We start from the raw sequence: 24,003 nt of genomic DNA, 5'->3' as shown, positions 1-24,003 counted from the left end.
CTTTGTTAGTTTATAAGTATGTTTTAGTTAATGACTTAATCCTTTTATTCCGGCATATCCATTCCTTCCATTCCATCAGTGGATTTTGATTGTTTTGTTGGAGTATTATCTTCATTGTGCTGATGGCTTGTAGGCATACCAGTTTTTAACTGGCTTTCAGAATCGATTAAAAATCCACCGCTTGCAGCAATTTCGTCTGCTACATTTAATCCAGATATAATTTGGTACTTATCTCCGTACTTTTCACCAATCTCAACTTTACGGGCTTCAAACATTCCATCAGAAGTTTTTACCCATACTACATTAATGTTACCCGAAAATATTACTGCATTGGCAGGAACTAATAATCCAGTACCGTTATCAGAATAGAAAATAGTTTCACCATACATTTGAGGTTTAAGTTTACTGTTAAGACTTGAAAATTCACTACGAACTTTAACTGATCTGGTTTGGGGGTTTATTACAGGATAAATAAAAGAAACTTTACCGATGAACTCTTCACCCGGGTACGATTTTAATTTTAATTTTACTCTACTTCCAAGCTTAATTGCTGAAAGATCAGATTCATTTACTTCGGAAATATTCCACAAATTTGAAAGTTCAGCTAATTCATAAATAGCTGAACCTTCATTAACATACATTCCTTCCTGAACTTTCTTTTCAATAACAGTACCACTTACTGGCGAGTAATATGTTACCGTTAGATTTGCTTTACCAGAGTTCTTAATTTCTTCAATTTGACTTGATGTAAATCCCAACAACTCCATCTTTTTAATTGATGATTCAACCAAATCATTATTTTGATTTTTGTTATTGTTTAATAATATTAAATAATCGTACTGAGCCTGCACTAGATCCGGGCTGTAAATTTCAAACAGTGCTTGTCCTTTTTTAATATAATCACCTGTTTTATTGACAAATAATTTTTCTATTCTTCCATTGAATTTGGCGGGAATGGTTTTACGATTCTGTTCAACAAAATCAAGATAACTGTAAGCTGATAATTCCTTATTCAATCTTTCAGCTCTAATCTTTATGGTTGAGACATTTGCCAGTACCAGTTTATCAGTACTTAGAGTTATCATTCCTTCCATATCTGATTTATTAGAATCGTCAGTCATATCATCAACAACTTTTTTAATTAAATCCATATTACATATAGGACAAGCGCCAGGTCCGTCTTTATGAACCTGAGGGTGCATTGTGCAAGTCCAGTATCCATTTGTTTTATTGTTAGTCTCATCGGTATTAGTACAAGCAAATACAAATAAGTAAATAAGGGTGAATGTGATTAATAAATATTTTGTTATTTTCATTTTAATAATTTCCTTCCGATAACAATAGATTTTTAAGATTTGAACCAACCATCATTTCTACTTCTGCAAGAGACATTTGAACATCTGCTTTAGACATATAATAATTCATCTTTTGCATAAGAAGCATCCTGTAAGAATCAAGAACTGTGCTTATTCCAGTTTTACCATTCTGGTATGCAGTAGTCTGGGATTCAGATGCGTTTATGTATAGAGGAATCACATTTTTATCATACAGTTTTGTAAGTTCAATTGCAGTATTATATTTAACTAAAACTTCTTTTAGTTTTGCATACATATCTCTCTGCATATCAATTTTTTCTTGCTCAATACTGTTTATACCTGAAACCAGTTCTTCCTCTTTATTTTTTAATTTACCAATTGACCAAGGTGCAAACGGCAAATTGATTGAAAACATTAATGAATACATAATCTCTGTTTTAGGTTCAAGCATTGTTAAATCTGATGATGAAGTAAGAACCATACCTTTTGGCATTCTCATCAACATTCCCTGTACCATTAAGTCCGGAATCAATTCTTTATTATTTGCAATTATCATTGCTTTATTCATATCAATCATATTGTTCATTTTTGTTAATGATGGATTTGAATTATTTAATATCTCTTCCAATTGAGATTGATTAAAAACTAATGAATCAACTTCAAAGTCTTCGATAGCAAAAACATCTTTTGAGTTCAGATTCCTACCCAGAAATTTATTTAGTGTATAAATCGCTGCTTCTCTTTGTTTTTCAGCAATTAAAAGCTGTGCATCATTTGAAGCAATTTCACTCTGGATACTAAGTAAATCAGCCTGAATGATTCTGTTTGTATAAAATGCAACTTCAATAGATCTGGCAAAATCTTTTAATAAAGAAATATTACTTTTTTGTATTTCAATCTTTCTATCAATAAGCCACAAATTGAAGTAAGACATTTTCACCTGTGCAATTAGACTAACCTTATAAGCATCAAAGTTATCACCTTCAACCCGTGTATTTTTTTTTTCTACTTCAGACATTGCACTTAATTTACCACCAAGCGGGAACATCTGTGAAAGAGCAATGCTGTTAGATATTGATTGATTAATAATATTATATTCATTCACAGGTATTTGAGAAAATTCAACAGATAGATTAGGCGGAGGAAGAAAATTGATCGATTCACTTCTAAACTCAGAAGATTTTATTTTAAATTGAAGTGATTTTAACTGAGGGTTATTTGCAATTGCTTCATTAACCAATGAATCTATTGACTGTGCTTTAAATTTACTGCTTATCAACAATATTAATATTATTAATAAGAGATTTATAATAGTATTTTTCATTTTTAATTTATGATTATTCATGTCAATCACCCTCCTTCATCCAACCAGCCATTTTTGAAAGTTCTAACTTTCCTTTTTTAAGAGCGTGTTCTTTCATCATTGCAAAAAGAACTGGAGTAACTACAAGAACGTGTATAGCACTAGTAAGCAAACCACCTATCATCGGTGCCGTAAGCGGTTTCATAACATCTGAACCTGTACCTGAAGACCACATAATCGGAATCAATCCAACCATTGCTGTAAACACAGTCATTAGTTTTGGTCTTAATCTTAAGACTGAACCTTCGACAATTGCTTGATATATATCTTCATTTGTAATAGGTCCACGCAAACCTTTTTGATGTGCACTTAATTTTCTATCAAGGGCTTCATGCAAATACACTACCATGATAACACCTGTTTCAACGGCAATACCATATAAAGCGATAAATCCAACCCAAACGGCAACTGAAAAATTATATCCAAGTATATAGATCATATACATACCACCTAAAAGTGCAAAAGGTACTGAAAGCATAACTACTCCGGCTTCAACATAATCTTTAAGGGTAAGGAAGAGCAGAAAAAAGATTAAAAAGAAAACAACCGGCATTATAATTTCAATTGTCTGTTGTGCCCGCACTTTGCTTTCATATTGGCCACTCCAGGTATAACTATAACCTGCAGGGAGTTTAAGATTATTTTCTATAATTTTTTTTGCATCAACCATAACATTACCCATATCTCTGCCACGTGTATTCATAAAAACTATTGATCTTAACATTCCATTTTCACTGCTAATCATTGGAGGTCCTGTTAAAACCTTAACTTCGGCTAATTCTGAAATTGGGAGATAAGTAACTGCATTTTGTTCTGTACTTAGCAATGAGTAATTATTTTGAATACTTGTTGATTGAGGAGGTGCAATGGAATTATTTGTACTACCCATAGAAGACATACTATTTGAAGTTCCACCACTCATACCATTTTGTGTATTGTTACTCATTGTTGATTGAATGCTCATTTGATTTGAAAGGCTCACCGGTACAATAAGGCTTTTAATTTCTTCAGCATTATCACGGAAGTCTTTTTGATAACGCATACGTATTGGGAAACGCATCCTTCCTTCAATCACAATACCTAAGTTTTGTCCACCAATAGCTGTTTCAATAATATCTTGTAAATCGCGGATGTTAATACCATAACGAGCTGCAATATCACGTTTGATTTGAATGTCTAAGTAATATCCATTCTGTACACGCTCAGCAACTACATCAGCGGCACCATCAACTTTCTTTAATAAATTTTCAGCTTTGATAGCATAAGTTTCAAGAGTATCAAGATTAGGTCCAAATATTTTGAAACCGATATCTGTTCTTACTCCAGTAGAAAGCATATTTATTCTGTTGATGATCGGTTGTGTCCAACCGTTACGCACACCAGGAATTTGTAATTTTGAATCAAGTTCGGCAACTATATCCTGCTTAGAAATACCAGGGCGCCATTCATATTTTGGCTTGAGTAGAATAATAGTTTCAATCATACTTAAGGGAGCATTATCAGTTGCGGTTTCAGCTCTGCCAGTCTTTCCAAGCACGTGATGTACTTCAGGAATTGTCATAATTATTTTATCTTGTTCCTGTAATATTCTATTTACTTCAGTAATTGAAGCACCCGGAAGTGTAACAGGCATATAAAGAATTGATCCTTCATCAAGTGGAGGTATAAACTCACTTCCAGTATTTATAATCATCGGGACGGTAATTAACAGTGCTATTACATTTAATCCGATTGTTATTTTTCTATGTTTTAGTACCCAATGAATTACGGGTTCGTACAATCGAATAAAAAATCTTGTTGTTGGATTTTTATCTTCAGGTTTGAACTTACCGCGCATAAGCATAGTCATTAAAACAGGAATAAGAGAGATAACAACAATTGCAGAACCTATCATTGCAAATGATTTTGTATAAGCAAGAGGATGAAACATTTTACCTTCTTGACCGGTTAATAAAAACACCGGTAAAAAAGATGTAAGAATTATTAACTCAGAAAAGAAGATTGCTCTGCCGACTTGTTTAGCAGAATCAATAGAAATCTTTTTGTACTCATCAGGTGTTAAATGTTTTTTTTCTTCCAATGCTTTAGCAAGATTACGGTAAGCATTTTCCACCAGAACAATAGAGGAATCTACAATTACACCGACTGCTAAGATTATACCACCAAGAGACATAATATTGGATGAGATACCAAACAAGTACATTAAAATAAAAGCAATAAGAATCGAGATTGGTAACTCAATTAAAATTCTAACAATACTTCTAAAGTGCATCAAGAAAATCATAACCATAATTGAAACGGTTATTGATGCTTCTAAAAGTGCTCTTTCTAAAGTACCCACTGCTTCTTTAATTAATGTACTTCTATCATAGGATGTTACTATTTCAACACCCGAAGGCAAACCCGGAGAAATTTCTTTAATCTTTTCTTTTACTCTATCGATTACCTGCTGTGCATTTTCACCATTTCTCATTACAATTATTCCACCAACAGCCTGACCTTTACCATTTTTTTCTAATGCACCTCGGCGGATGTCTCCACCAATCTGAACCTTTGCTACATTTTTTATAAGTACTGGTATTCCGTTTACCACAGATTTAACTACTGTGTTTTCAACATCTTCTTTTGATTTGATATAACCTTGACCACGAACAAAATATTCTGCATCGCCTACCTCCAATATTTTTCCGCCAACTTCATTATTACTTCGTTGGATTGAGTTAACAACATCTGATACAGTAAGGTTATACGCCCTTAAATCATTTGGATTAACATCTACTTGATACTGCTTTACATATCCGCCAATACTAGCGACTTCGGCCACACCTTCAACTGAAGACAGTTTGTATCTTATATACCAATCATGAATAGATCGTAATGTTCCAAGATCAAAATCCTTACCTTCAACTGTGTACCAATAAACGTGTCCAACACCAGTTCCATCCGGTCCTAACGAAGGTACAACACCGGAAGGTAGTTGTGCTTGTATTGTATTCATCCTTTCAAGAACCCGGGATCGTGCAAAATATGGATCGACATTGTCTTCGAAAATCACAAAGACGAATGACATTCCGAACATTGAATTAGCTCTAACAGCTTTTACATCCGGCAATCCTTGTAAACCTGATACAATAGGAAATGTAACCTGATCTTCTATGATCTGCGGTGATCGTCCCATCCATTCTGTAAAAATTATCACCTGGTTTTCGGAGAGATCAGGAATTGCATCCACAGGCAAGTTAATGACACTGTAAATGCCAAAACCGATCAAGATAATGTAGAGCAGTATTACTATAAATCTGTTATTGGCTGACCAATCAATTATTTTTTCAATCATTTTCTTTTCCTAAACAATTATTAGAATTATCTAAAATATGATTATTGAAAAGACGTAGTTATTCCATTCAACAATTCGTAAAAGAAAAGAAGATTTAAATTAAAAGGATAGAGTTATTTAGATAGAGTGAATTTGAATAAGTATCGGGCGGTGAATTATCAGCAGCAAAGCTCGAATTAGTTATGTTTTGGGAAATTAAAATTTCCAAAGGTAGAATATTTACAAATGATTTTTCATCAAGTTTTTGAATTTCTGTAAAAACGGATATATATTTCTCAGATAATGGTTCAGCGATAAATCTAGCGGTGCAGCATATTTCATTTTCTTGTAAAAATATACTTGCATTTGTGTCTACATCTTTGCAACAATCCGCAGTAGAATTCTCACACATTTCGCAAACTTGAAACGAAACCGAATTCATCATCTGACAATAATGAATTGTAATCGGAACTCCTATTGTGGATAATAGAAAAATTGATAATAGGGAATATGTAATTATCTTTCTGATCATTTGATACGAAAGTAATTAATCATCTGGCAAAAGTCAATTGTTAAATTTAGATAATTTGTCTTTTATACAAAGAAATACTAAAATTAAAAAAAAGCTTATTATTATATTTGATTCAAATTACTAAAAGTTTTATGAATACATAACAGTATAATTTTATATAGCAAGTTTCCAAAAAGACAGTTTTCCACAGTTTGATGGCAATTTGTACAAGGTTTAAATTGGTTAACACGACAAGAATAATTGGATGCAATTGCAGTCGGTCAGTTTATGCCCGGACCATTTTTAAGTTCAGCCACTTTTATTGGCTATCAAATTGCCGGAGTTTCCGGTGCTTTAGTCGCAACAATTGCAATAATGATCCCATCATTCATTTTTGTTATAATGTTAAATCCTTTAATACTACGATTAAGAAAATCAAAAGTATTCTCAATATCTTTAGATGCCGTTAATATAAGTGCAATTGCAATAATGTTAATTTAGGTATTAAGTTAGAGATAGAAGTATTAATTGACTGGAAAACTATTATCTTTGCAATTTAAAGTGGCGTAGTATTTTTGAAATATAAGAAAGTAAATTCAGCTTAAATTATAATTGGAGCTGCTTTACTTGGATATTTATTCAAATAGGCAGAAAAATATGAAAGTAAGAAACAGCGGAATGCCCGAAGAAGAAATGTGGGATTCATTTTTTAATCCGGAAGAAGTATTAAGAAAACTTGAACTACATGAAGAAGTAAAAGATGTTGTTGAATTTGGATCAGGTTATGGTACTTTCAGTATTCCAGCATCAAAAATAATTAACGGATATCTATATGCAATTGATATTGAACCAAATTTGATAAAACTTGTTCAAAACAAATTACAGGAAAAAAATATTAACAACGTTATATTATTGCAAAGAGATTTCGTCAAGGATGGTACCGGATTGGAAAACGAAACTGTAGAATATATTATGTTATTTAATATTTTACATACTGAAGAACCGATAAGTTTACTAATGGAAGCCTCTCGTATTTTAAAAAAGAATGGTAGAATTGCAATTATTCATTGGATATATTCTGAGGATACTCCACGCGGACCCTCCCTAAATATAAGACCAAAACCAGAACAATGTATAGATTGGCTTAAAGTTGCAGGATTTGATATTTTAAAGAAAGAAATAGATCTTCCACCCTACCATTATGGAATTATTGGAATTAAAAAATAAATTTAAGGAATAGCAATTATGAAATTACTAATAATAATTAATGATGGACCTTATGGAACAGAAAAAGCATATAATGCATTAAGGCTTGCAATGAACATTCAAAAAGAAAGCTCAGAAACAGAAGTAGCAATTTTCTTAATGGCAGATGCTGTTGGCTGCGGAATTCCAAATCAAAATACACCTCAAGGTTATTATAACATTGAGAGAATGATGAAAGCTGTAATTTTAAAAGGAGGAAAAATAAAAGCTTGCGGAACGTGCATGGATGCAAGAGGTTTTGCTGAATTAAAATTACTTGACGGTGTTGCGAGAAGTGATATGAAAGAACTTGTTCGATTGACTCTTGATAGTGAAAAAGTTATAACATTTTAATATGTTATGAATCCGATGGCAGACCGGTTACTTTTGGGACAGCTACAGTGAAATAAAAATATAGAATATTATTGAAAAAATTATTTGTGTACTTTTAGAAGTAAATGATTTTTCTAATGCTATTTTTTTATTTTTGATTATTAAATAGTTTGATGTTAAACTTGAGATTTGTTTATGTCCCTTTTTCAAAAATCTGTAATTAAGAAATACCTTTCCAATTTAGATTCCAAAGAAGTTACTTCTGCTTATAATAAATTCAGAGAATTTTACGGTGATTCCGAACGAATAGAAAACATTAAACTCTTAAAGGAAGAAAACTATCAAGAAGGATTTTTACGGGAAATATTCGTTCAAGTTTTGGGATATACGATAAATCCCGATAAAAATTACAATCTTACAACTGAATTTAAGAACGAAACTGATTCTAAAAAAGCGGATGGTGCAATTCTTCAAGATGGAAATGCAATCGGCGTAATCGAGCTTAAATCAACAAAAACGGTTAATCTGGAATCAATCACAACACAAGCATTTAATTATAAAAATCATCAAAACAAATGCAGATTTGTAATAACATCAAACTTTGAAAAACTCAATTTTTATATTGATAATGCAACTGAGTGGGAAGAATTCAATCTATTTACATTAACAGAAAATGATTTCAAACTTTTTACTTTCTGCTAAACAGTAAAAATATTCTTAACGGAATTCCGTTAAAAGTAAAAGAAGAATCAAGATTACATGAAGAAAATATTTCCGATAAACTATACAAAGATTACTCGCAATTCAAACATAAAATCTATAATAACCTTGTAAAAAATAATCCGCAATTTGATAAACTTAGCTTGTTCAAAAGTTCGCAAAAATTATTAGATAGAATTTTATTCATACTCTTTGCAGAAGATAGTTTATTAGTTCCGCCAAACTCAATAACCAGAATAGTTGATCAATGGAAACAATTAAAATCTCTGGATGAAGCGAAACCGCTTTACACAAGATTTGTAAAATTTTTCAATCATTTAAATGTTGGGCATACTTACGAAGAATATTCGCTTCCGGCATATAACGGCGGATTATTTCAAGAAGATGAAATTCTGGATAATGTAAAAATCGATGATGAAATTTTACTTACCGATATTATAAAACTTTCTTCTTATGATTTCAGCAGTGAAGTTGATGTAAATATTTTAGGACATATTTTTGAACACAGCTTATCGGAAATTGAAGAACTAACCGCAGAACTGGAAGGCAATTTAGTTGAGCGTGAAAAATCCAAACGCAAAAAAGATGGAATTTTTTACACTCCAAAATACATTACAAAATATATTGTTGATAATACGATTGGCTCTTTGTGTACCGAAAAGAAAAAAGAATTAAATCTTGATGAAATTGACGAAACAATTTTAGAAAGCAGCAGAACGCAAAAGGGAAGTTAAACCAGAAAGCAAAAATATTATTTGATAATCTTGATAAATACAGAGAATATATTTTATCGCTGAAAATACTTGATCCGGCTTGCGGAAGCGGAGCATTCTTAAATCAAGCGCTGGAATTTTTAATAAAAGAGCATAAATGGATTGATGAACATAAAAGCTCTTTGCTGAAAGAAGCGTTTACAATTTCCGAATATGAAAAAGATATTGTTGAAAATAATATTTATGGTGTTGATATAAATGAGGAAGCCGTTGAAATTGCAAAACTTTCTTTGTGGCTGAGAACTGCAAAAAAAGGAAGAAAACTTTCTACACTAAGCAATAATATAAAATGCGGAAATTCTTTAATTGATGATCCGAAAGTAGCCGGAAATAAAGCATTTAATTGGAATGAAGAATTTAAGGAAATAATGAGTAACGGCGGTTTTGATGTTGTAATTGGAAATCCGCCTTATGTCTTTGGTGGTAATGAAGGAATTTCTAATATTGAAAAAGAATATTTTAAGAAAATATTTATAACAGGAATTGGTAAGGTAAATTTATTTACTCTTTTTATCGAAAAATCTTATTTGTTATTAAAGGATAACGGAGAATTTTCCTTTATTATTCCTAATACTTACCTAAGAGTTACTTCTTATCATGAGTCAAGAAAATACTTTATTAATAATTTTCTGTTTAGAGAATTAGCAGATTTAGGAAATGATGTTTTTCAAACTGCTATTACAACAGCCATTATTTTAATCGCAAAAAAAATTAAAACTAATAACCAACATTTCTTAAAAGTCATCAAGGATTTTTCAGGTTCATATGATAAAATTTCCATTAATGATATTATTAAAAATCAATATATCATTACTTCTAATCTTTCAGCAGAAAAAGCAGAACTATTAAAAAAAATAAATACGAATAAAAGTTTACTTGGTAATGAATGTATGGAAATAATTTTTGGTGTTGTAATAACTAAGAATAGAAATGAACTTATTTTTGATAAACAAATTGAAGATTATAAAGCTTTCTTAGAAGGTAAAGATATTGGAGCTTATTTTATAAAACCAATTACAAAATATCTAAAGTATAAACCAGAGTTATTACATAGACCAAGATCTCCCAAAGTTTTTGAAGTTAACGAGAAATTATTAGTCCAGAGGATAACTGGTGGAGCAAAACCTTTGAAAGTAGCATATGATAATAATAGGTATTACAACAAAGAATCAATAAATAATATTATACTAAAGGAAGATTCTAAATTTGATTATAAATTTATTTTAGCATTATTGAATTCTAAATTGATTAATTGGTTTTATAATAATCAGTTTACTAATGAATCAACTCTGACTGTAAATATTTCGAAAGAATATTTATCAAGAATCCCAATAGTTTTACCGAGTAATCAAAATTTATTAAAAGAAAAAGCAGACTATATTATTAATTCAAAGCTTTTATTGAATTCAATTAGAGAAAAGTTTATTCATAGAATAAAGGATAATTTTTTTATTAACAGTGTTCCTAAAAGAATTGATGAGTTTTATTTGTATAATTTTCTTGGTTTTAAAACTGAATTAAAAAAACAAAAAATTGAATTATCGCTCAAGCAACAAGACGAATGGGAAGAATATTTTAACGAGTATAAAACAAAAATAAATCAGCTACAAGAAGAAATAACCAAAACAGATAACGAAATAGATGTAATGGTTTACAAACTTTACAACCTAACCTATGAAGAAGTAAAAATTGTAGATCCTCAATTTTGGTTAAGTGAAGAAGAGTATAATAATTATGAAATTGGTGAAAAGGAATTGAAATGAAATTTGATGTTAAATTTTTACGAGTTTTCTAAATTAATATTAAAAGTTTGAATGATATAAATAATATTTTATAATCATGTTTAATAGGTAGAGTTGTGAACAAAACAATTTTTGAGATTTCAAAAATGGATTGCCCCTCTGAAGAAAATTTAATTCGGATGAAATTAGATTCATTTACAAATATTAAAAATCTCTCATTCGATATTCAAAACAGAAAATTAACAGTTTTGCATGACGGAGAATTTCAAGCAATAGAAGAAGCGATTAGCGAATTAAGTCTCGGAGAAAAATTATTAAGTTCAGAAAAAACTGAATTTATTGTGCAAAACGAAAACAAAAATCAACGAAAATTATTATGGGCAGTTTTATTAATTAATTTTGTTTTTTTCTTATTAGAAATGATTACTGGGATAATTTCTGAGTCAATGGGTCTGGTGGCTGATAGTTTAGATATGTTAGCAGATTCATTTGTTTATGGATTAAGTTTGTTCGCAGTTGGAGGAAGTTTAATAAGAAAGAAAAAAATTGCCAAATTAGCTGGCTATTTTCAAATGACTTTAGCATTTATCGGATTTATTGAGGTTTTAAGAAGGTTTTTGGGAGCAGAAAGTTCCCCAGATTTTTCAACGATGATTATAATTTCAATTTTTGCACTAATTGCAAATGGCATTTGTTTATATCTTCTTCAAAAATCTAAAAGTAAAGAAGCTCACATGCAAGCAAGCATGATATTTACATCAAATGATGTAATTATAAATATTGGAGTAATTGTTGCTGGAATACTTGTAAAAATATTTGATTCAAATAAACCAGACTTAATGATTGGAACAATAGTATTTGTTTTAGTAATACAGGGTGCGATGAGAATTTTGAAACTAGGAAAATAATAAATCAGACTCGTAAAAATTGATAATAATCTTTGTAATATTAACGAAATGTAAGTTTAAACTATTGTTATAAAACTAGAAGAATTTGAATAAAGAATAATATAATGAAATTTGTGGTTTACAAACTTTATAACCTAACCTATGAAGAGGTAAAAATTGTTGATCCTCAATTTTGGATGATTGAAGTAGAGTATAATAGTTTTAAGATTTCAGAAACAACAAACTAATTTTATTTTGTATTCATTTAACAAAATCAAAATCTTAAAAATGACTAAATGATATAAATAGTAGAAATCTTATTTCAATAAAATCATTTTTCATTTTATTGATTCAATATTTGAATTGAGTTCTAAAATTTCTGTTTAATCAGCTTATAATTATTTCTGAAATTTATTTCAATAATTATACTTAAATGAATTGTCCTATCACTGCTTTTAACTCATAAATAAAATATTGTAAAGTTAGGCTTACCAAAATTAAATTTAGTAAGCCATAAAATTAACACAACTCTAATTATATTTTTCGTTTTTCAAACCAAGTATAAATTGATGGGATTAAAACAAGTGTAAATAATGTTGATGTAATTAAACCACCAACCACAACTGTTGCTAAAGGTTTTTGAATCTCTGAACCAGTACCGCTAGCAAATATCATAGGAATCAAACTAAATGTTGCAATAGATGCAGTCATTAAAACTGGTCTTAATCTATTCAGCGAACCTTTTAATATTGCTTGTTTAATTTCTAATCCTTCTTCACGTAACTGTGCGATGTGAGATACTAATACAAGACCATTTAATACGGCCACACCAAAAAGTACAATAAAACCTACCGATGCAGGAACGGATAAATATAGATCTGAAATGTATAATGAAATTATTCCACCAATTAATGCAAATGGTAAGTTTGATATAACAAGTAGAGCTAGTCTTATTGACTTAAAAGTTACAAAGAGTAAGAGTAAGATTAAACCTATTACAATCGGTCCAATTATAAGAAGTTTGTTCATTGCTCTTTCCTGATTTTCAAATTGACCACCCCACGTCAGATAATATCCTGCTGGCAGTTCAACATTATCTTTTATTTTTTTCTTTGCTTCTTCAACAAAACCACCAATATCTCTTCCGCTTATATTCATCTCTATTCCTATTCTTCTTTTTCCATCATCACGACTAATTTGAACTGGACCCTCAACCATTTCTATTTGAGCTAATTGCCCAAGTGGTATATTTGAATCTTCAGGAGTTGGGATTAAAATATCCCCAATAGTTTGAATTGAATTTCTTTTTTCTTCAGGCAGCCGTACAACAATATCAAAGTTTTTATCTTCCTCATAGAATTTTGACGCAGACTTACCAGCAACAGCAATTTCTATTACACTTTGCACTTGTTTTATGTTTATTCCATAGCGAGCAATTTTTGATCGATCAATATCAACAGTTAAATATGGTTGTCCACTGATTTTTTCAGTCATTAAATCAGCAACACCAAACACTTTGCTAAGTGTTTTTGCAATTTGATCAGATATTATTTTAAGTTTTTCAATATCATCTCCAAAAAGTTTTATAATTAACTGTGCACGAGTACCAGCAACTATTTCATCAATTCTGCATTGTATCGGTTGGCTGAATCCAAAACCAATTCCAGGTATTGATTCTAGTGACTCGCGCATCTCATTAGTAAGTTCATCTCGGGTAATATTCCGTGTCCATTCATTTTTTGGTTTGAGCACACCAACATATCCAGTTTTATCAACTCCTCGTGTATCAAGAGCAACGCCAGTCTGACCAGTTCTTGAAACAATAATTTCAAGTTCATCAAATTGTTTCATTTTTTCTGCAGCAAGTTTATTTATTTCCATAGCTTTAGATAGTGAAACTCCAGGAAGAAGAGCAATATCCATATCAAAGGCACCTTCATCCATAATAGGAATGAATTCTGTTCCAAGACGTGTTGATAGAAATAAAGCAAATAATAAAAATACACATGCACCACTAATTAATTTAATTCGATTATTCATCGAGAATTCAAGTATTGGTTGATAAAACTTTTTAGCATATTTAATTATTATACTCTCTTTCTCAGGTTGAGATTTCAGGAATATTGAGCTCAGAACCGGTATAACAAATATTGAAAGCAGTAGAGATGATAAAAGGGCAATCGCAACTGTCTTTGCAAGCGGTGCAAACATTTTTCCTTCAATTCCTTCTAATGATAGAATTGGAATAAAGGTTATAGCTATTATCAGCTCACCAAATATACTTGGCTTTCTAACTTCAAGAACTGCCCTTAAAACTGTTTTAATCTTAGGGCATTTATTACCTTCTTCGCTTAAATGCCGCTGAACATTTTCAACCTGGATTATTGTTGCGTCTATTATCATTCCAATTGATATAGCTAAACCGCCTAATGACATAAGGTTTGCACTTAAACCAACTAACTTCATAACAATAAATGTTATTAGAAGTGATAAAGGTAGGGCAATAAGAACCACAATACTTCCTCTAAAGCTTCTAAGAAGTAAATAGAGTATTATAAGCACAAGTATTGCTCCTTCAATTAAAGCCAAGTTTACTGTATTCACACTTTCATTTACAATATCACTTCTATCATAATATGGAACTATTTTTATTCCATTTGGCAGTATATTATTGCTGTTTATTTCTTCAACCTTTTCCTTAACTCTATCTACAACATCACGGCTATTTTCTCCGCGTAACATCATTACAATTCCGCCAACACATTCGTCTTTACCATTTATCATTGCAGCACCCAATCGCACAGCTTCACCAATTTTAACATGTGCTACATCTTTAAGAAAAGTAGGAATCCCGTCAGAAGATTTTAGGACTATATTTTCGATGTCAGATATACTTTTTATTAAACCCACTCCACGAACTATATGTTGATCAGAATCTCTTTCAAGAATATTTCCTCCAACATTTTGATTGTTATCTTCAATTGCATTGTAAATATCTTCCGCCGCAAGGTTGTATTTAATTAGTTTTTCCGAAGACAGAATTACATGGTATTGTTTGAAATATCCACCAAAAGAATTTATTTCATTTACACCCACATACACTTTTTAACTGGGGAGTTAATATCCATTCCTGTATAGTTCGTAAATCAGACAAATAAACTATTTTTTCAAGTGAATCTACTGGTACTTTACCTTCAAGAGTGTATTGATAAATTTCGCCCATAACAGTAGCAATTGGGCCCATTGCAATTTCTACCCCTTCGGGTACATTTTCTTTAGCTTCTGCCAAACGCTCAAAAACCAATTGTCGCGCAAAATATATATCTACATCATCCTTGAAAATTAAAGTAACAATAGATAATCCGAACTTAGTTACAGATCGCATTTGTTCTAAATTTGGTAATCCCCGCATAGAAGTTTCAATCGGATATGTAACATTCCTTTCAATTTCTATTGCAGAAAGTCCATCTGCGTGACTGATAATTTCAACCTGGATATTTGTTACATCCGGGAATGCATCAATGGGTAAGGTAAAATATGAATACAAACCCAATGCTATAATTGTAAGAGATACGAATAGTATCGTACCTTTTTGATTTAGTGTTAAAGCGATTATTTTTTCTAACATTAGTGTTCATGCTCCTCTAATTCATCTTTTTTTAGTTCGCTCTTTAAGTAAAAGACACCATCAGTAACAATTTTTTCACCTTCCGTTATACCTTCTTTTATCTCGACCATACCATTTATAGATGAACCAATTTTAACATCTCTTTTTTCGAATTTAGTATCTGAAGTTCGGACAAATACATTATAATTTTCTCCATCTTTAACAATTGATGTTTCCGTAATTAAAAGAGCTTTTACATTTGAATTGGTTTCAATCTGTAGTTCACCGAACATTTGGGGTTTTAGCTCATTTCCCGCATTATTGAACTCACCACGTATAAGAATGGTTCTTGTTTTATCATCAACAGTTTGACCAACATAAATAATATTCCCATAAAATTTATGACTTGAAGACGAGCCAGTAAGAAATGAAGTTTTTGTGTTATTGTTAATTTTATTGAGATCCTTTTCATATACATGTCCATCAATCCACACAGTACTAGTATTTATTATTTTAAATGCCGTTGTAGAAACATCTACTTGTTGTCCAATTACAACATTTCGTTCGATAACAATTCCATTTATTAACGATTTAATTGGCAGTGTACCTGATGTATGTTTGTCCCCATCATTTTCCTTTAAAATGTCATCATCACTTAAACCGACCGAATGAATTTTTTTATCTTCGGCATGATATTCGGCTTCCGCTTTTACATATTCAGATTGACTTTCTAAAAATGATTTCTGTGAACCGATTTGTGCTTCAAATAATTTTTTTTGTCGCTCATAATTAGTTTTAGCATATTCATAGTTTGCTCTTGCTTTAAGAAAACCAGATTTGATTTCACCTACTTCAAGCCCTTCAACTGTCATTAAGACCTGTCCGACTTTTACATAATCACCAACTTTTACGAAAACTTTATTCACTCTACCTTGAATAAGAGAACCAATTTGAGCTTCATTATCTTGGTTTGTTTTTACCTCTGCTGGAATTGTAATTGTACCACTAATTGGAATTAATGAGGCAGTGAATGTCGCTAATTTTATTTGTTTTATTGTTTCCATAGTTAAAGTAATTTCATCACTATGATCATCTGAATGTTCTTCAGCTTTTACTTCTATATTTTCCTTGCAACCTATGAATGATACAGTAATTAGGGTAATAAATATTATATAATTAAATTTTTTATACATTATGTTAATTCTCCAGTTCATTTATATTTTTACCTAAAATTTCTTCTAATGATGCGATTGATTTATTGTAATTGAATAAAGCAACTATGTAGTTCTCTTTTGCAGAGTTTAGCAATTGTTTTACTTGCAGATATTCTAAGTAAGTCAATTCACCAACGTCATAACTATTTTTACCAGCTCGATAGACTTCTTCGGCTTGTGGTAAAATATCATTTGTATAAGTACTTAATTGTTGAGAAGCAGCTAAAAAAAACATATATGCATTCTTTGCAATCAGTGAAATTTCATTCTTTGTTTGGATATAAAGAGCATCTGAAATTAAATGTTTAGCATTGGCTTCCTTTATGTTACCGCGCTGTTCAAATAAAAACCACAAAGGAATTTCAATCCCAAATGAGGCACCATAGAATCCACCATTACCATCTAAATCTTGTCGGAAATACGCAAGATTAAAATTTGGAAGTAATGAAGACCAAGCAATCGTCCTTTCAACTGACGATATATCGATATTCAATTCAGCAATTTTTATTGAAGGATTACTATTAGAAGAAAGCGAATAAATATCATCAAGATTAAGATTAAATAACTTGAATTCTAATGTATCAGTAAGTATATAATTGTTATGTTTTGTCGATTCATTTCCTAAAAGGAAATTTAATTCCGTTAAAGAAATCCTAAATTCATTTTCTGATATATTTAACTTATTGTTAGCTTCACTTAGTTGTACCTTTGCTGTTAGTAGTTCAATATTAGTACCTTCGCCAACATTATACCTTATTTTAGCTTTATTATAAAAATCCTCACTTATAGAAAGATTTTCCTTTGCATATTTAATAAGTTCTTGCTTGGTTAAAACATTATAATATGCGGTTTTTACTTCAGCTATAATTTGCCTTTCTTTTTGAATGTGCTGGTAATTAGCTATCACTTTTTCATTTGATAGTTTATTTCCTTTTAGAAAATAGTTTGTTGGAAACTCAAAAGTTTGCAAGATTGAAAATGTTTTCTCAGAATAATTACTTAATCGTTTACTAATAGGTATAAATTCAAGACTTAAGTCTAACAAGGGTTTTGGTAGAGATATACCACTCCAAAATCGCCCTTCAGCAACGTTAATCTGTTCACTTGATTCAATCAATAAAGGATTTTGTTTTATTGAAATCATTAAAGCATCGTTTAACGATAGCTTTATATTGTCTGATTGTCCACATAACTTAATATAAGTAAATGCAAATACGAACAACAAGAAATACTTGTTCATAAATTCTCCTAGTTTATAAATAAATGTTATAATATGTCCATTGGGAGGACTAAGGCAAAAACTAAGAGATCAAATCAGAAATGAATTTTTGGAAAGGTAGGCTTTACTAGTTTTTAATAAAAAATGTGGTTTGTCTATATTTATTAAGCTAGTTATGTCTACATGTAAATTCTGCTCTATGAATTTTTGTTTTATTGAAATAAAATCTTTAAATAAAATTAAATTAATTTTAACAATTTTAATAGTTGGCGGCGTACTATCGTCAACTAAATTACAAAAATCGTGTTCGGAATGATTATTTTCGTTGTGACTCAGAAAACCAAGTTCAGAGTGTAGAAATGAGAACAGTAAGGCTGAAAGAATCCAAATGCCAATAATTATCTTAGTTTTTAAAAAGAATTTTTTCATATTTTACAATATAAACTATTGAGTATTGCAATACAATAACTAATTTTATACATAGATTTGATTATGAAATTAATATTAATTTCTTTGCACCTATTTCTAAGTTTCAAATAAGCCTAGTGTAAAATGCGTTGATATTGAAAGTTAAATTTATTGGTTTGCGCATTTGATTTATAATCATTTTGGAAGTGGTGCAAAAGATATGAAATATATAATAATATGAAATATTTTATGATCGTTATTGACCATAAAGTCCATCGAAAAGCGTATACCTAGGTAACCAGTAATTCTGCATTTGGGACTCTTTTACATTGTCGATGCGAGCCGCAAAAGTTTAATAATGTAAAAATAGTTGCTCTGCAATTTTGGATTAGTGAAGAAGAGTATAATAGTTTTAAGATATCAGTAACAACAGACTAATTTTATTTTAATCCAATACGAATTACTAAACACAAAAATATTATCTTTAATCTTAAATTATCGCATTTCACTAATCCCTTTCTGAAGAAGAACCTTCAACAGAATTATCAGCATTAATTGTTACAATATAATCACGGCAAGACGAGACTTTTAAATTATAAACTATTGGTTCATTTACCCCTTGAATATTAATCGTAAATTCAATGTTGCCTTCATCAAAAGATCTTTTTGAGGATACAGTACCAACCAATACATTATTAATATTCTCAGTATTACCGCCAGAAGTTTTAATTTGAATATCTGCCTTTCCGGATCCGTTATTTACTAATTTAACAGTTGGATTTTCTCCGTCACAATTTGAACATCCAAATACAGTTAAACAAAAAGCAATAACCAAAAGATAAATTACAAGTTTCATACAATTCCAAATTATTATCAAAATAAAATTTACTTCATTCTAATTAAAAACTTTAAAACAAAACTAGCAAATCAAAAAGAGATTAAAATATAATTCAATAAAGATTAGAAAGAGAATGTGACAATATCTTTAATCATAAAAGAGGCGAAAGAATTTATAATTGAGATTTATAATTGAAAGCAAATAAAGTGTGATTGAATAAAGCGGTAGAATTTTATGCAGCAATTTAGAGAGTATACTTGAAAAATTTCAGTCCTATAAGGAATCAAGGAATATGGATGTAGAAATCGCGGGCTATATAAATTGTAATTTTCAATAAAGCTAATATTGACTTTCAATTTAGTTATTTAGCAAAAAAGTAGTTGAAAATAATCTTACGATTTAGAATTTCTTAAAACAAAAAAATATCCAAGAATACCAGAAATCAATAAACCTACATCTTCATAAATATTTAATTTTAGTGCAGCAGTAGAACCAATCAAAGCCCAAATAAGCGGTAAAAGGATAAAGTACCATTTGATTGGTTTTTTAGCGAATAATAAAATTCCAAATGTGAATATTGTTGTTGGGCAAGGCAAACCAAATGTTGGCTGATACGGATATTTATGACCAAAGAGATATGCTAAAATTGGATAAATTAATAAACCATAAATAATAATTAAAATACTAATTATTCCTAGCCAATCTTTTCTAAATTCGTAAACGAAAATATTCTTAAAGAAACCGATATAAAGAAAAATAATTGATTGTATTATAAAAATTAATGCAAAAAAGTACGCAGCCTTATTAATAACAGTAAAGAAAATTAAGTGATAAACTACTCCAATCCATAACCATAAAAATGCTAAAGTGCCGTTGATGATCTTATTTTTGTAATTTGAGTTTTTAATTAAAACAACAATTGAAGTTAGAGCTAGAATATTAAAAAATAACTGCAACGGAAAAACAGTTTGGTTATAATCTTTAAATATGTTAAGAAATTGTTCTAAACTAAATGGCATACTTCACCAAAAATTATTATAAATGTATATTAAATTTAGAAAGAATAAATATCATCAAATAGTAAAGAACAATCATAATTGCTATTGAAATTACGAGAGCCAAATAAAAGTCCAGTTTAGTTTTTAGCAGTATTGGTAAAATAATAAAAAATGAAAGTGAAGGAATTACAAGCCAAAAAATACTTGTTGAAAGATTTGAAATCTTCTGAATATCCTTAGTTTCAATATAAAGCCAGATAATTGCCAGAACAGAAACAAGCGGTAACGAAGCTAATATACCGCCAATTAAAGAACTTCTTTTAGAGACTTCAGAAACTGCAACAATTAAAAATGCAGAGACTAATATTTTAATAATATATTGCCACATGATCCTTCCATTTTTTACTTAATATTTTTTCCAAACTTATAGAACAAACTTGGTACAACAATCATATTTAATGCAGTTGAAGTTACTAAACCGCCAAGAATTACAATAGCCATTGGGGATTCTAATTCTTTACCGGGTTCGCCGCTTCCTAAAACAAGTGGAATTAATGCTAATCCGGCGGTAATTGCTGTCATAAGAATAGGATTTAATCTTTCAATAGATCCTTGAATTATTGCTTGAGTAAATTCTATACCTTCATCAATGAGATGTTTAAAATGGGATAACATTAAAATACCATTTCGTGTGGCAATTCCAAATAAAGTTATAAAGCCAACTAAAGATGCAACACTGATAATTCCATCAGACATATACACCGCCCAAATACCGCCTATTAATGCTAAGGGTAAATTTATTAAAATAAAAAGAGCGGATTTTATATTTCCAAATTGAAAGAATAAAATCATAAATATTATTCCAATTGAGACAAAACTCATCAAAGTTATTATTTTTGTAGCTTCTTGTTCACTTTCGAATTGACCGCCAAATTCAACAAAATATTCTTGCTCAAAATTTACATTTGCTTCAATATTCTTTCTAATATCATCAACCACACTTCTTAAATCTCTACCGGATATATTTGCTTGAACAACTATTTTACGCTGAACATTTTCACGGCTGATTCTGTTTGGACCTTTTTCATTTACTACTTCGGCAAGCTGTGTTAGCGGCACTTTAACTCCGTAAGGAGTATCAAAAAGTGCATTCTGAATTTTATGAATATTTCCTCTGTTGTTATCATTATAACGAACAATTAAATCAAAAGTATTTTGACCTTCTCTGATTTGTGAAACTCTTTCTCCATTAAATCCTATGTCAATTGCTTCAGCAAGATCGCCAATTGTTAAACCGAATTGAGCCATTTTAGTACGATTAAATTTGATTTTCGTTTGATGAACTTCAACTTCTTGATCAACGGAAATATCAACCGCACCTTCTACTTTTTCCATTTCCGATTTAACAAGCTGCGAATAAGAACGTAATTGTTGCAAATTATTACCAAAGATTTTTACGGCAATATTGGCTCTGGTTCCGGAAAGCATGTGATCAATTCTGTGACTGATTGGCTGACCAATTGTAACATTCGTCCCGGGTAAAGCTAAGAGTTTATTTCTTAATTCGGTTAAAAATTCTTCTTTAGTTCTACTAAGAAGTTCAAAACGTACATCTAATTCTGCACCGTTTACACCTTGTGCATGTTCATCTAATTCGGCTCTTCCGGTTCTTCTTGCGGTTGATTTTACTTCATCAAATGATAAAATAATTTCTTCAGCTAAATTTCCTATTTTATTAGATTCTTCCAAAGATGTTCCGGGAAGCGTAACTAAACTTAGCGTTAATGATCCTTCGTTAAATTCCGGTAAAAATGATCTTCCAAGTAATGGTAAAATTGCAATTGAAATAATAAAAAATAATAACGAAGCAGAAAGAATTAATTTTGGTCTCTTCAATGTGAAATTAAGAGTGCTTTTATAATATTTTTTTAATTTTTCAACAAGCCAAGTGTCTTCTTCTTTTTTCATGAAATTTGCGTTTGGTAAAAGGTAATACGAAAGTACCGGAGTAACAGTTAGTGCAACTAACAGAGATGCAAATATCGAAGTAACGTAAGCGTAACCCATTGGTCTTAATAATCTGCCTTCAACACCGCTTAAGAAAAATAAAGGTAAAAACACAACAACTATTATTAAAGTTGCATTAACCATAGGAGCACGAATTTCTTTCGAAGCTTCGAAAATAATTTTAAGGGCATCGATACTTTTATTTTTATTGTTGGATATATTTTCTTTTAATCTTCGATAAACATTTTCGACATCAATAATTGCATCATCAACAAGCGCTCCAATTGCAATTGCTATACCACCAAGCGACATTGTGTTTATCATTATATCAAAAAACTTAAAAACAATTATTGTAATAATTATTGAGAGGGGAATTGCAACAACCGAAATAAAAGTTGTTCTAATATTCCATAAAAATAAAAAGATAACGATTACTACTAAAATTGCACCGTCTCTTAATGCACCAATAACATTTTGAATTGCAATTTGGATGAAATCAGATTGTTTGAAAATATCCGAGTCTAATAAAATTCCAGTCGGAAGAGTTTTTTTAATTTCGAATAATATGCTTTCGATTTTTTCTGTAAGTTCAAGTGTATTTGTTTGAGGTTGTTTTTGAACTGTTAAAATTACAGCCGGTTCTGCATTTTTAGAACCGTCACCGATTTTAATTGCGGGTCCAATATTAACTTCTGCAATATCCTTAATTAATATTGGAACTTTATCATGTATTGTTACAACACTATTTTTAATATCTTCAATAGATTTAATATTCCCAATTCCGCGGATTAGATATTCACTGCCGGAATCCATATAAGAACCGCCGGAAGCATTCTCATTTGATTTTTCAGCGGAAATTAAAACTTCATTTAATGAAATGTTAAATGCAGAAAGTTTTTCCGGAGAAATTAAAATTTGATATTGTTTTACCGCACCGCCAATTGGAATCACTTGTGAAACCCCGGATATTGAAAGCAATCTTCGTCTCAAGTCAAAATCCGCAATAGTTCTTAAATCCATTTCATTTAAATTATTCGGATTATTTTTCTCATCTATGCTTAAACTTATCAGCATTATTTCACCCATAATTGATGAGATTGGAGCAAGAACCGGATTGCCGACTCCTTTCGGTAAATTAGCTGCCATTGTTTGAATTTTCTCGCTGATAATTTGTCGTGCTAAAAAAATATCCGTACCCCAATCAAATTCAACCCAGACAATAGAAAATCCGGCAGAGCTTGAAGAACGAACTCTTCTAATATTTGTAGCCCCGTTTACGGAAGTTTCAATTGGGAAAGAAACAAGAGTTTCAACTTCTTCGGTAGCCATTCCATGAGCTTCTGTCATTATTGTTACAGTTGGAGCTGTTAAATCCGGGAAAACATCAACGGGCATATCAAAAGTGATAAATATACCGGCAGCAAGCAAAACAATAGCTGCAATGAGTACAACTATTCTTTTATGTAAAGAAAACAGAATTATTTTATCAAACATTTTTTCCTCAAA

The 24,003-nt window shown here is 30.5% G+C and carries 17 protein-coding genes and 1 pseudogene; 7 read left to right on the top strand and 11 right to left on the bottom strand.

Annotated elements, in window-relative coordinates; genetic code table 11:
- Window positions 1–44: 44 nt before the first annotated feature.
- The 4 genes from IPM32_00145 to IPM32_00130 all read right to left on the bottom strand — a co-directional run bounded on the left by IPM32_00145 (window position 45) and on the right by IPM32_00130 (window position 6,527).
- Window positions 45–1,202 (bottom strand): efflux RND transporter periplasmic adaptor subunit, encoded by a 1,158-nt coding sequence (locus IPM32_00145; protein ID MBK8943654.1) that lies wholly within the window; start codon window positions 1,200–1,202, stop codon window positions 45–47.
- A gap of 115 nt (window positions 1,203–1,317) precedes the next feature.
- The gene (locus tag IPM32_00140; protein ID MBK8943653.1) at window positions 1,318–2,661 is read right to left on the bottom strand and encodes a TolC family protein; all 1,344 of its coding nucleotides are present in this window, start codon (window positions 2,659–2,661) and stop codon (window positions 1,318–1,320) included.
- A gap of 1 nt (window position 2,662) precedes the next feature.
- Entirely contained in the window at window positions 2,663–6,016 is a 3,354-nt protein-coding gene (locus IPM32_00135; protein ID MBK8943652.1) for an efflux RND transporter permease subunit, read from the bottom strand.
- 94 nt (window positions 6,017–6,110) lie between these two features.
- Complete coding sequence (locus tag IPM32_00130; protein ID MBK8943651.1) at window positions 6,111–6,527, bottom strand: hypothetical protein; 417 nt, start codon at window positions 6,525–6,527, stop codon at window positions 6,111–6,113.
- Between the two features lie 267 nt (window positions 6,528–6,794).
- On the opposite strand from IPM32_00130, the gene IPM32_00125 reads away from it, so the two are divergent.
- From IPM32_00125 to IPM32_00095, 7 genes are all read left to right on the top strand, one after another.
- Complete coding sequence (locus IPM32_00125) at window positions 6,795–7,007, top strand: chromate transporter (protein ID MBK8943650.1); 213 nt, start codon at window positions 6,795–6,797, stop codon at window positions 7,005–7,007.
- Window positions 7,008–7,163: 156 nt separating this feature from the next.
- Entirely contained in the window at window positions 7,164–7,733 is a 570-nt protein-coding gene (locus IPM32_00120) for a class I SAM-dependent methyltransferase (protein MBK8943649.1), read from the top strand.
- An 18-nt stretch (window positions 7,734–7,751) separates the two neighbouring features.
- The gene (locus IPM32_00115) at window positions 7,752–8,105 is read left to right on the top strand and encodes a DsrE family protein (GenBank protein MBK8943648.1); all 354 of its coding nucleotides are present in this window, start codon (window positions 7,752–7,754) and stop codon (window positions 8,103–8,105) included.
- 174 nt (window positions 8,106–8,279) lie between these two features.
- Window positions 8,280–8,786, top strand: coding sequence for a hypothetical protein (locus IPM32_00110; GenBank protein MBK8943647.1), 507 nt, complete (start codon window positions 8,280–8,282; stop codon window positions 8,784–8,786).
- Window positions 8,787–8,947: 161 nt separating this feature from the next.
- Entirely contained in the window at window positions 8,948–9,538 is a 591-nt protein-coding gene (locus IPM32_00105) for a hypothetical protein (protein ID MBK8943646.1), read from the top strand.
- 161 nt (window positions 9,539–9,699) lie between these two features.
- Window positions 9,700–11,340, top strand: coding sequence for an Eco57I restriction-modification methylase domain-containing protein (locus IPM32_00100; GenBank protein MBK8943645.1), 1,641 nt, complete (start codon window positions 9,700–9,702; stop codon window positions 11,338–11,340).
- Window positions 11,341–11,435: 95 nt separating this feature from the next.
- Window positions 11,436–12,227 (top strand): cation transporter, encoded by a 792-nt coding sequence (locus IPM32_00095; protein ID MBK8943644.1) that lies wholly within the window; start codon window positions 11,436–11,438, stop codon window positions 12,225–12,227.
- A 513-nt stretch (window positions 12,228–12,740) separates the two neighbouring features.
- Here the strand turns inward: IPM32_00095 and IPM32_00090 are convergent.
- The 7 genes and pseudogenes from IPM32_00090 to IPM32_00060 form a co-directional block, all read right to left on the bottom strand.
- A pseudogene (locus tag IPM32_00090) lies at window positions 12,741–15,834 on the bottom strand (efflux RND transporter permease subunit).
- Window positions 15,834–17,006 (bottom strand): efflux RND transporter periplasmic adaptor subunit, encoded by a 1,173-nt coding sequence (locus IPM32_00085; GenBank protein ID MBK8943643.1) that lies wholly within the window; start codon window positions 17,004–17,006, stop codon window positions 15,834–15,836. Before IPM32_00085 ends, IPM32_00090 begins: the two are co-directional and overlap by 1 nt.
- A 4-nt stretch (window positions 17,007–17,010) precedes the next feature.
- Window positions 17,011–18,267, bottom strand: coding sequence for a TolC family protein (locus tag IPM32_00080; GenBank protein MBK8943642.1), 1,257 nt, complete (start codon window positions 18,265–18,267; stop codon window positions 17,011–17,013).
- 895 nt (window positions 18,268–19,162) lie between these two features.
- A complete protein-coding gene (locus tag IPM32_00075; protein MBK8943641.1) occupies window positions 19,163–19,510 on the bottom strand; it encodes a hypothetical protein in 348 nt (115 codons plus the stop codon).
- Window positions 19,511–19,884: 374 nt separating this feature from the next.
- Window positions 19,885–20,511: a hypothetical protein gene (locus IPM32_00070; GenBank protein MBK8943640.1), complete on the bottom strand. Its 627-nt coding sequence runs from the start codon at window positions 20,509–20,511 to the stop codon at window positions 19,885–19,887.
- Between the two features lie 16 nt (window positions 20,512–20,527).
- Window positions 20,528–20,878 carry a DUF3147 family protein gene (locus IPM32_00065; protein MBK8943639.1) on the bottom strand — a complete coding sequence of 117 codons (351 nt, stop codon included), beginning with the start codon at window positions 20,876–20,878 and terminating at the stop codon, window positions 20,528–20,530.
- 14 nt (window positions 20,879–20,892) lie between these two features.
- Complete coding sequence (locus tag IPM32_00060; protein MBK8943638.1) at window positions 20,893–23,991, bottom strand: efflux RND transporter permease subunit; 3,099 nt, start codon at window positions 23,989–23,991, stop codon at window positions 20,893–20,895.
- Window positions 23,992–24,003: the final 12 nt, after the last annotated feature.

It is taken from the genome of Ignavibacteriota bacterium (assembly GCA_016716225.1).
Classification (GTDB): Bacteria; Bacteroidota; Ignavibacteria; order Ignavibacteriales; family Melioribacteraceae.
The sequence above is the reverse complement of the archived record's forward strand: the minus strand, read 5'-3'. Positions and strand labels throughout refer to the sequence as shown.

Excerpts from the sequence above, each read along its gene's own strand:
- IPM32_00145 (MBK8943654.1), bottom strand. The coding sequence starts at position 1,202 with ATGCACCCTCAGGTTCATAAAGACGGACCTGGCGCTTGTCCTATATGT.
- IPM32_00140 (MBK8943653.1), bottom strand. The coding sequence starts at position 2,661 with ATGAATAATCATAAATTAAAAATGAAAAATACTATTATAAATCTCTTA.
- IPM32_00135 (MBK8943652.1), bottom strand. The coding sequence starts at position 6,016 with ATGATTGAAAAAATAATTGATTGGTCAGCCAATAACAGATTTATAGTA.
- IPM32_00130 (MBK8943651.1), bottom strand. The coding sequence starts at position 6,527 with ATGATCAGAAAGATAATTACATATTCCCTATTATCAATTTTTCTATTA.
- IPM32_00125 (MBK8943650.1), top strand. The coding sequence starts at position 6,795 with ATGCCCGGACCATTTTTAAGTTCAGCCACTTTTATTGGCTATCAAATT.
- IPM32_00120 (MBK8943649.1), top strand. The coding sequence starts at position 7,164 with ATGAAAGTAAGAAACAGCGGAATGCCCGAAGAAGAAATGTGGGATTCA.
- IPM32_00115 (MBK8943648.1), top strand. The coding sequence starts at position 7,752 with ATGAAATTACTAATAATAATTAATGATGGACCTTATGGAACAGAAAAA.
- IPM32_00110 (MBK8943647.1), top strand. The coding sequence starts at position 8,280 with ATGTCCCTTTTTCAAAAATCTGTAATTAAGAAATACCTTTCCAATTTA.
- IPM32_00085 (MBK8943643.1), bottom strand. The coding sequence starts at position 17,006 with ATGTATAAAAAATTTAATTATATAATATTTATTACCCTAATTACTGTA.
- IPM32_00080 (MBK8943642.1), bottom strand. The coding sequence starts at position 18,267 with ATGAACAAGTATTTCTTGTTGTTCGTATTTGCATTTACTTATATTAAG.
- IPM32_00075 (MBK8943641.1), bottom strand. The coding sequence starts at position 19,510 with ATGAAACTTGTAATTTATCTTTTGGTTATTGCTTTTTGTTTAACTGTA.
- IPM32_00070 (MBK8943640.1), bottom strand. The coding sequence starts at position 20,511 with ATGCCATTTAGTTTAGAACAATTTCTTAACATATTTAAAGATTATAAC.
- IPM32_00065 (MBK8943639.1), bottom strand. The coding sequence starts at position 20,878 with ATGTGGCAATATATTATTAAAATATTAGTCTCTGCATTTTTAATTGTT.
- IPM32_00060 (MBK8943638.1), bottom strand. The coding sequence starts at position 23,991 with ATGTTTGATAAAATAATTCTGTTTTCTTTACATAAAAGAATAGTTGTA.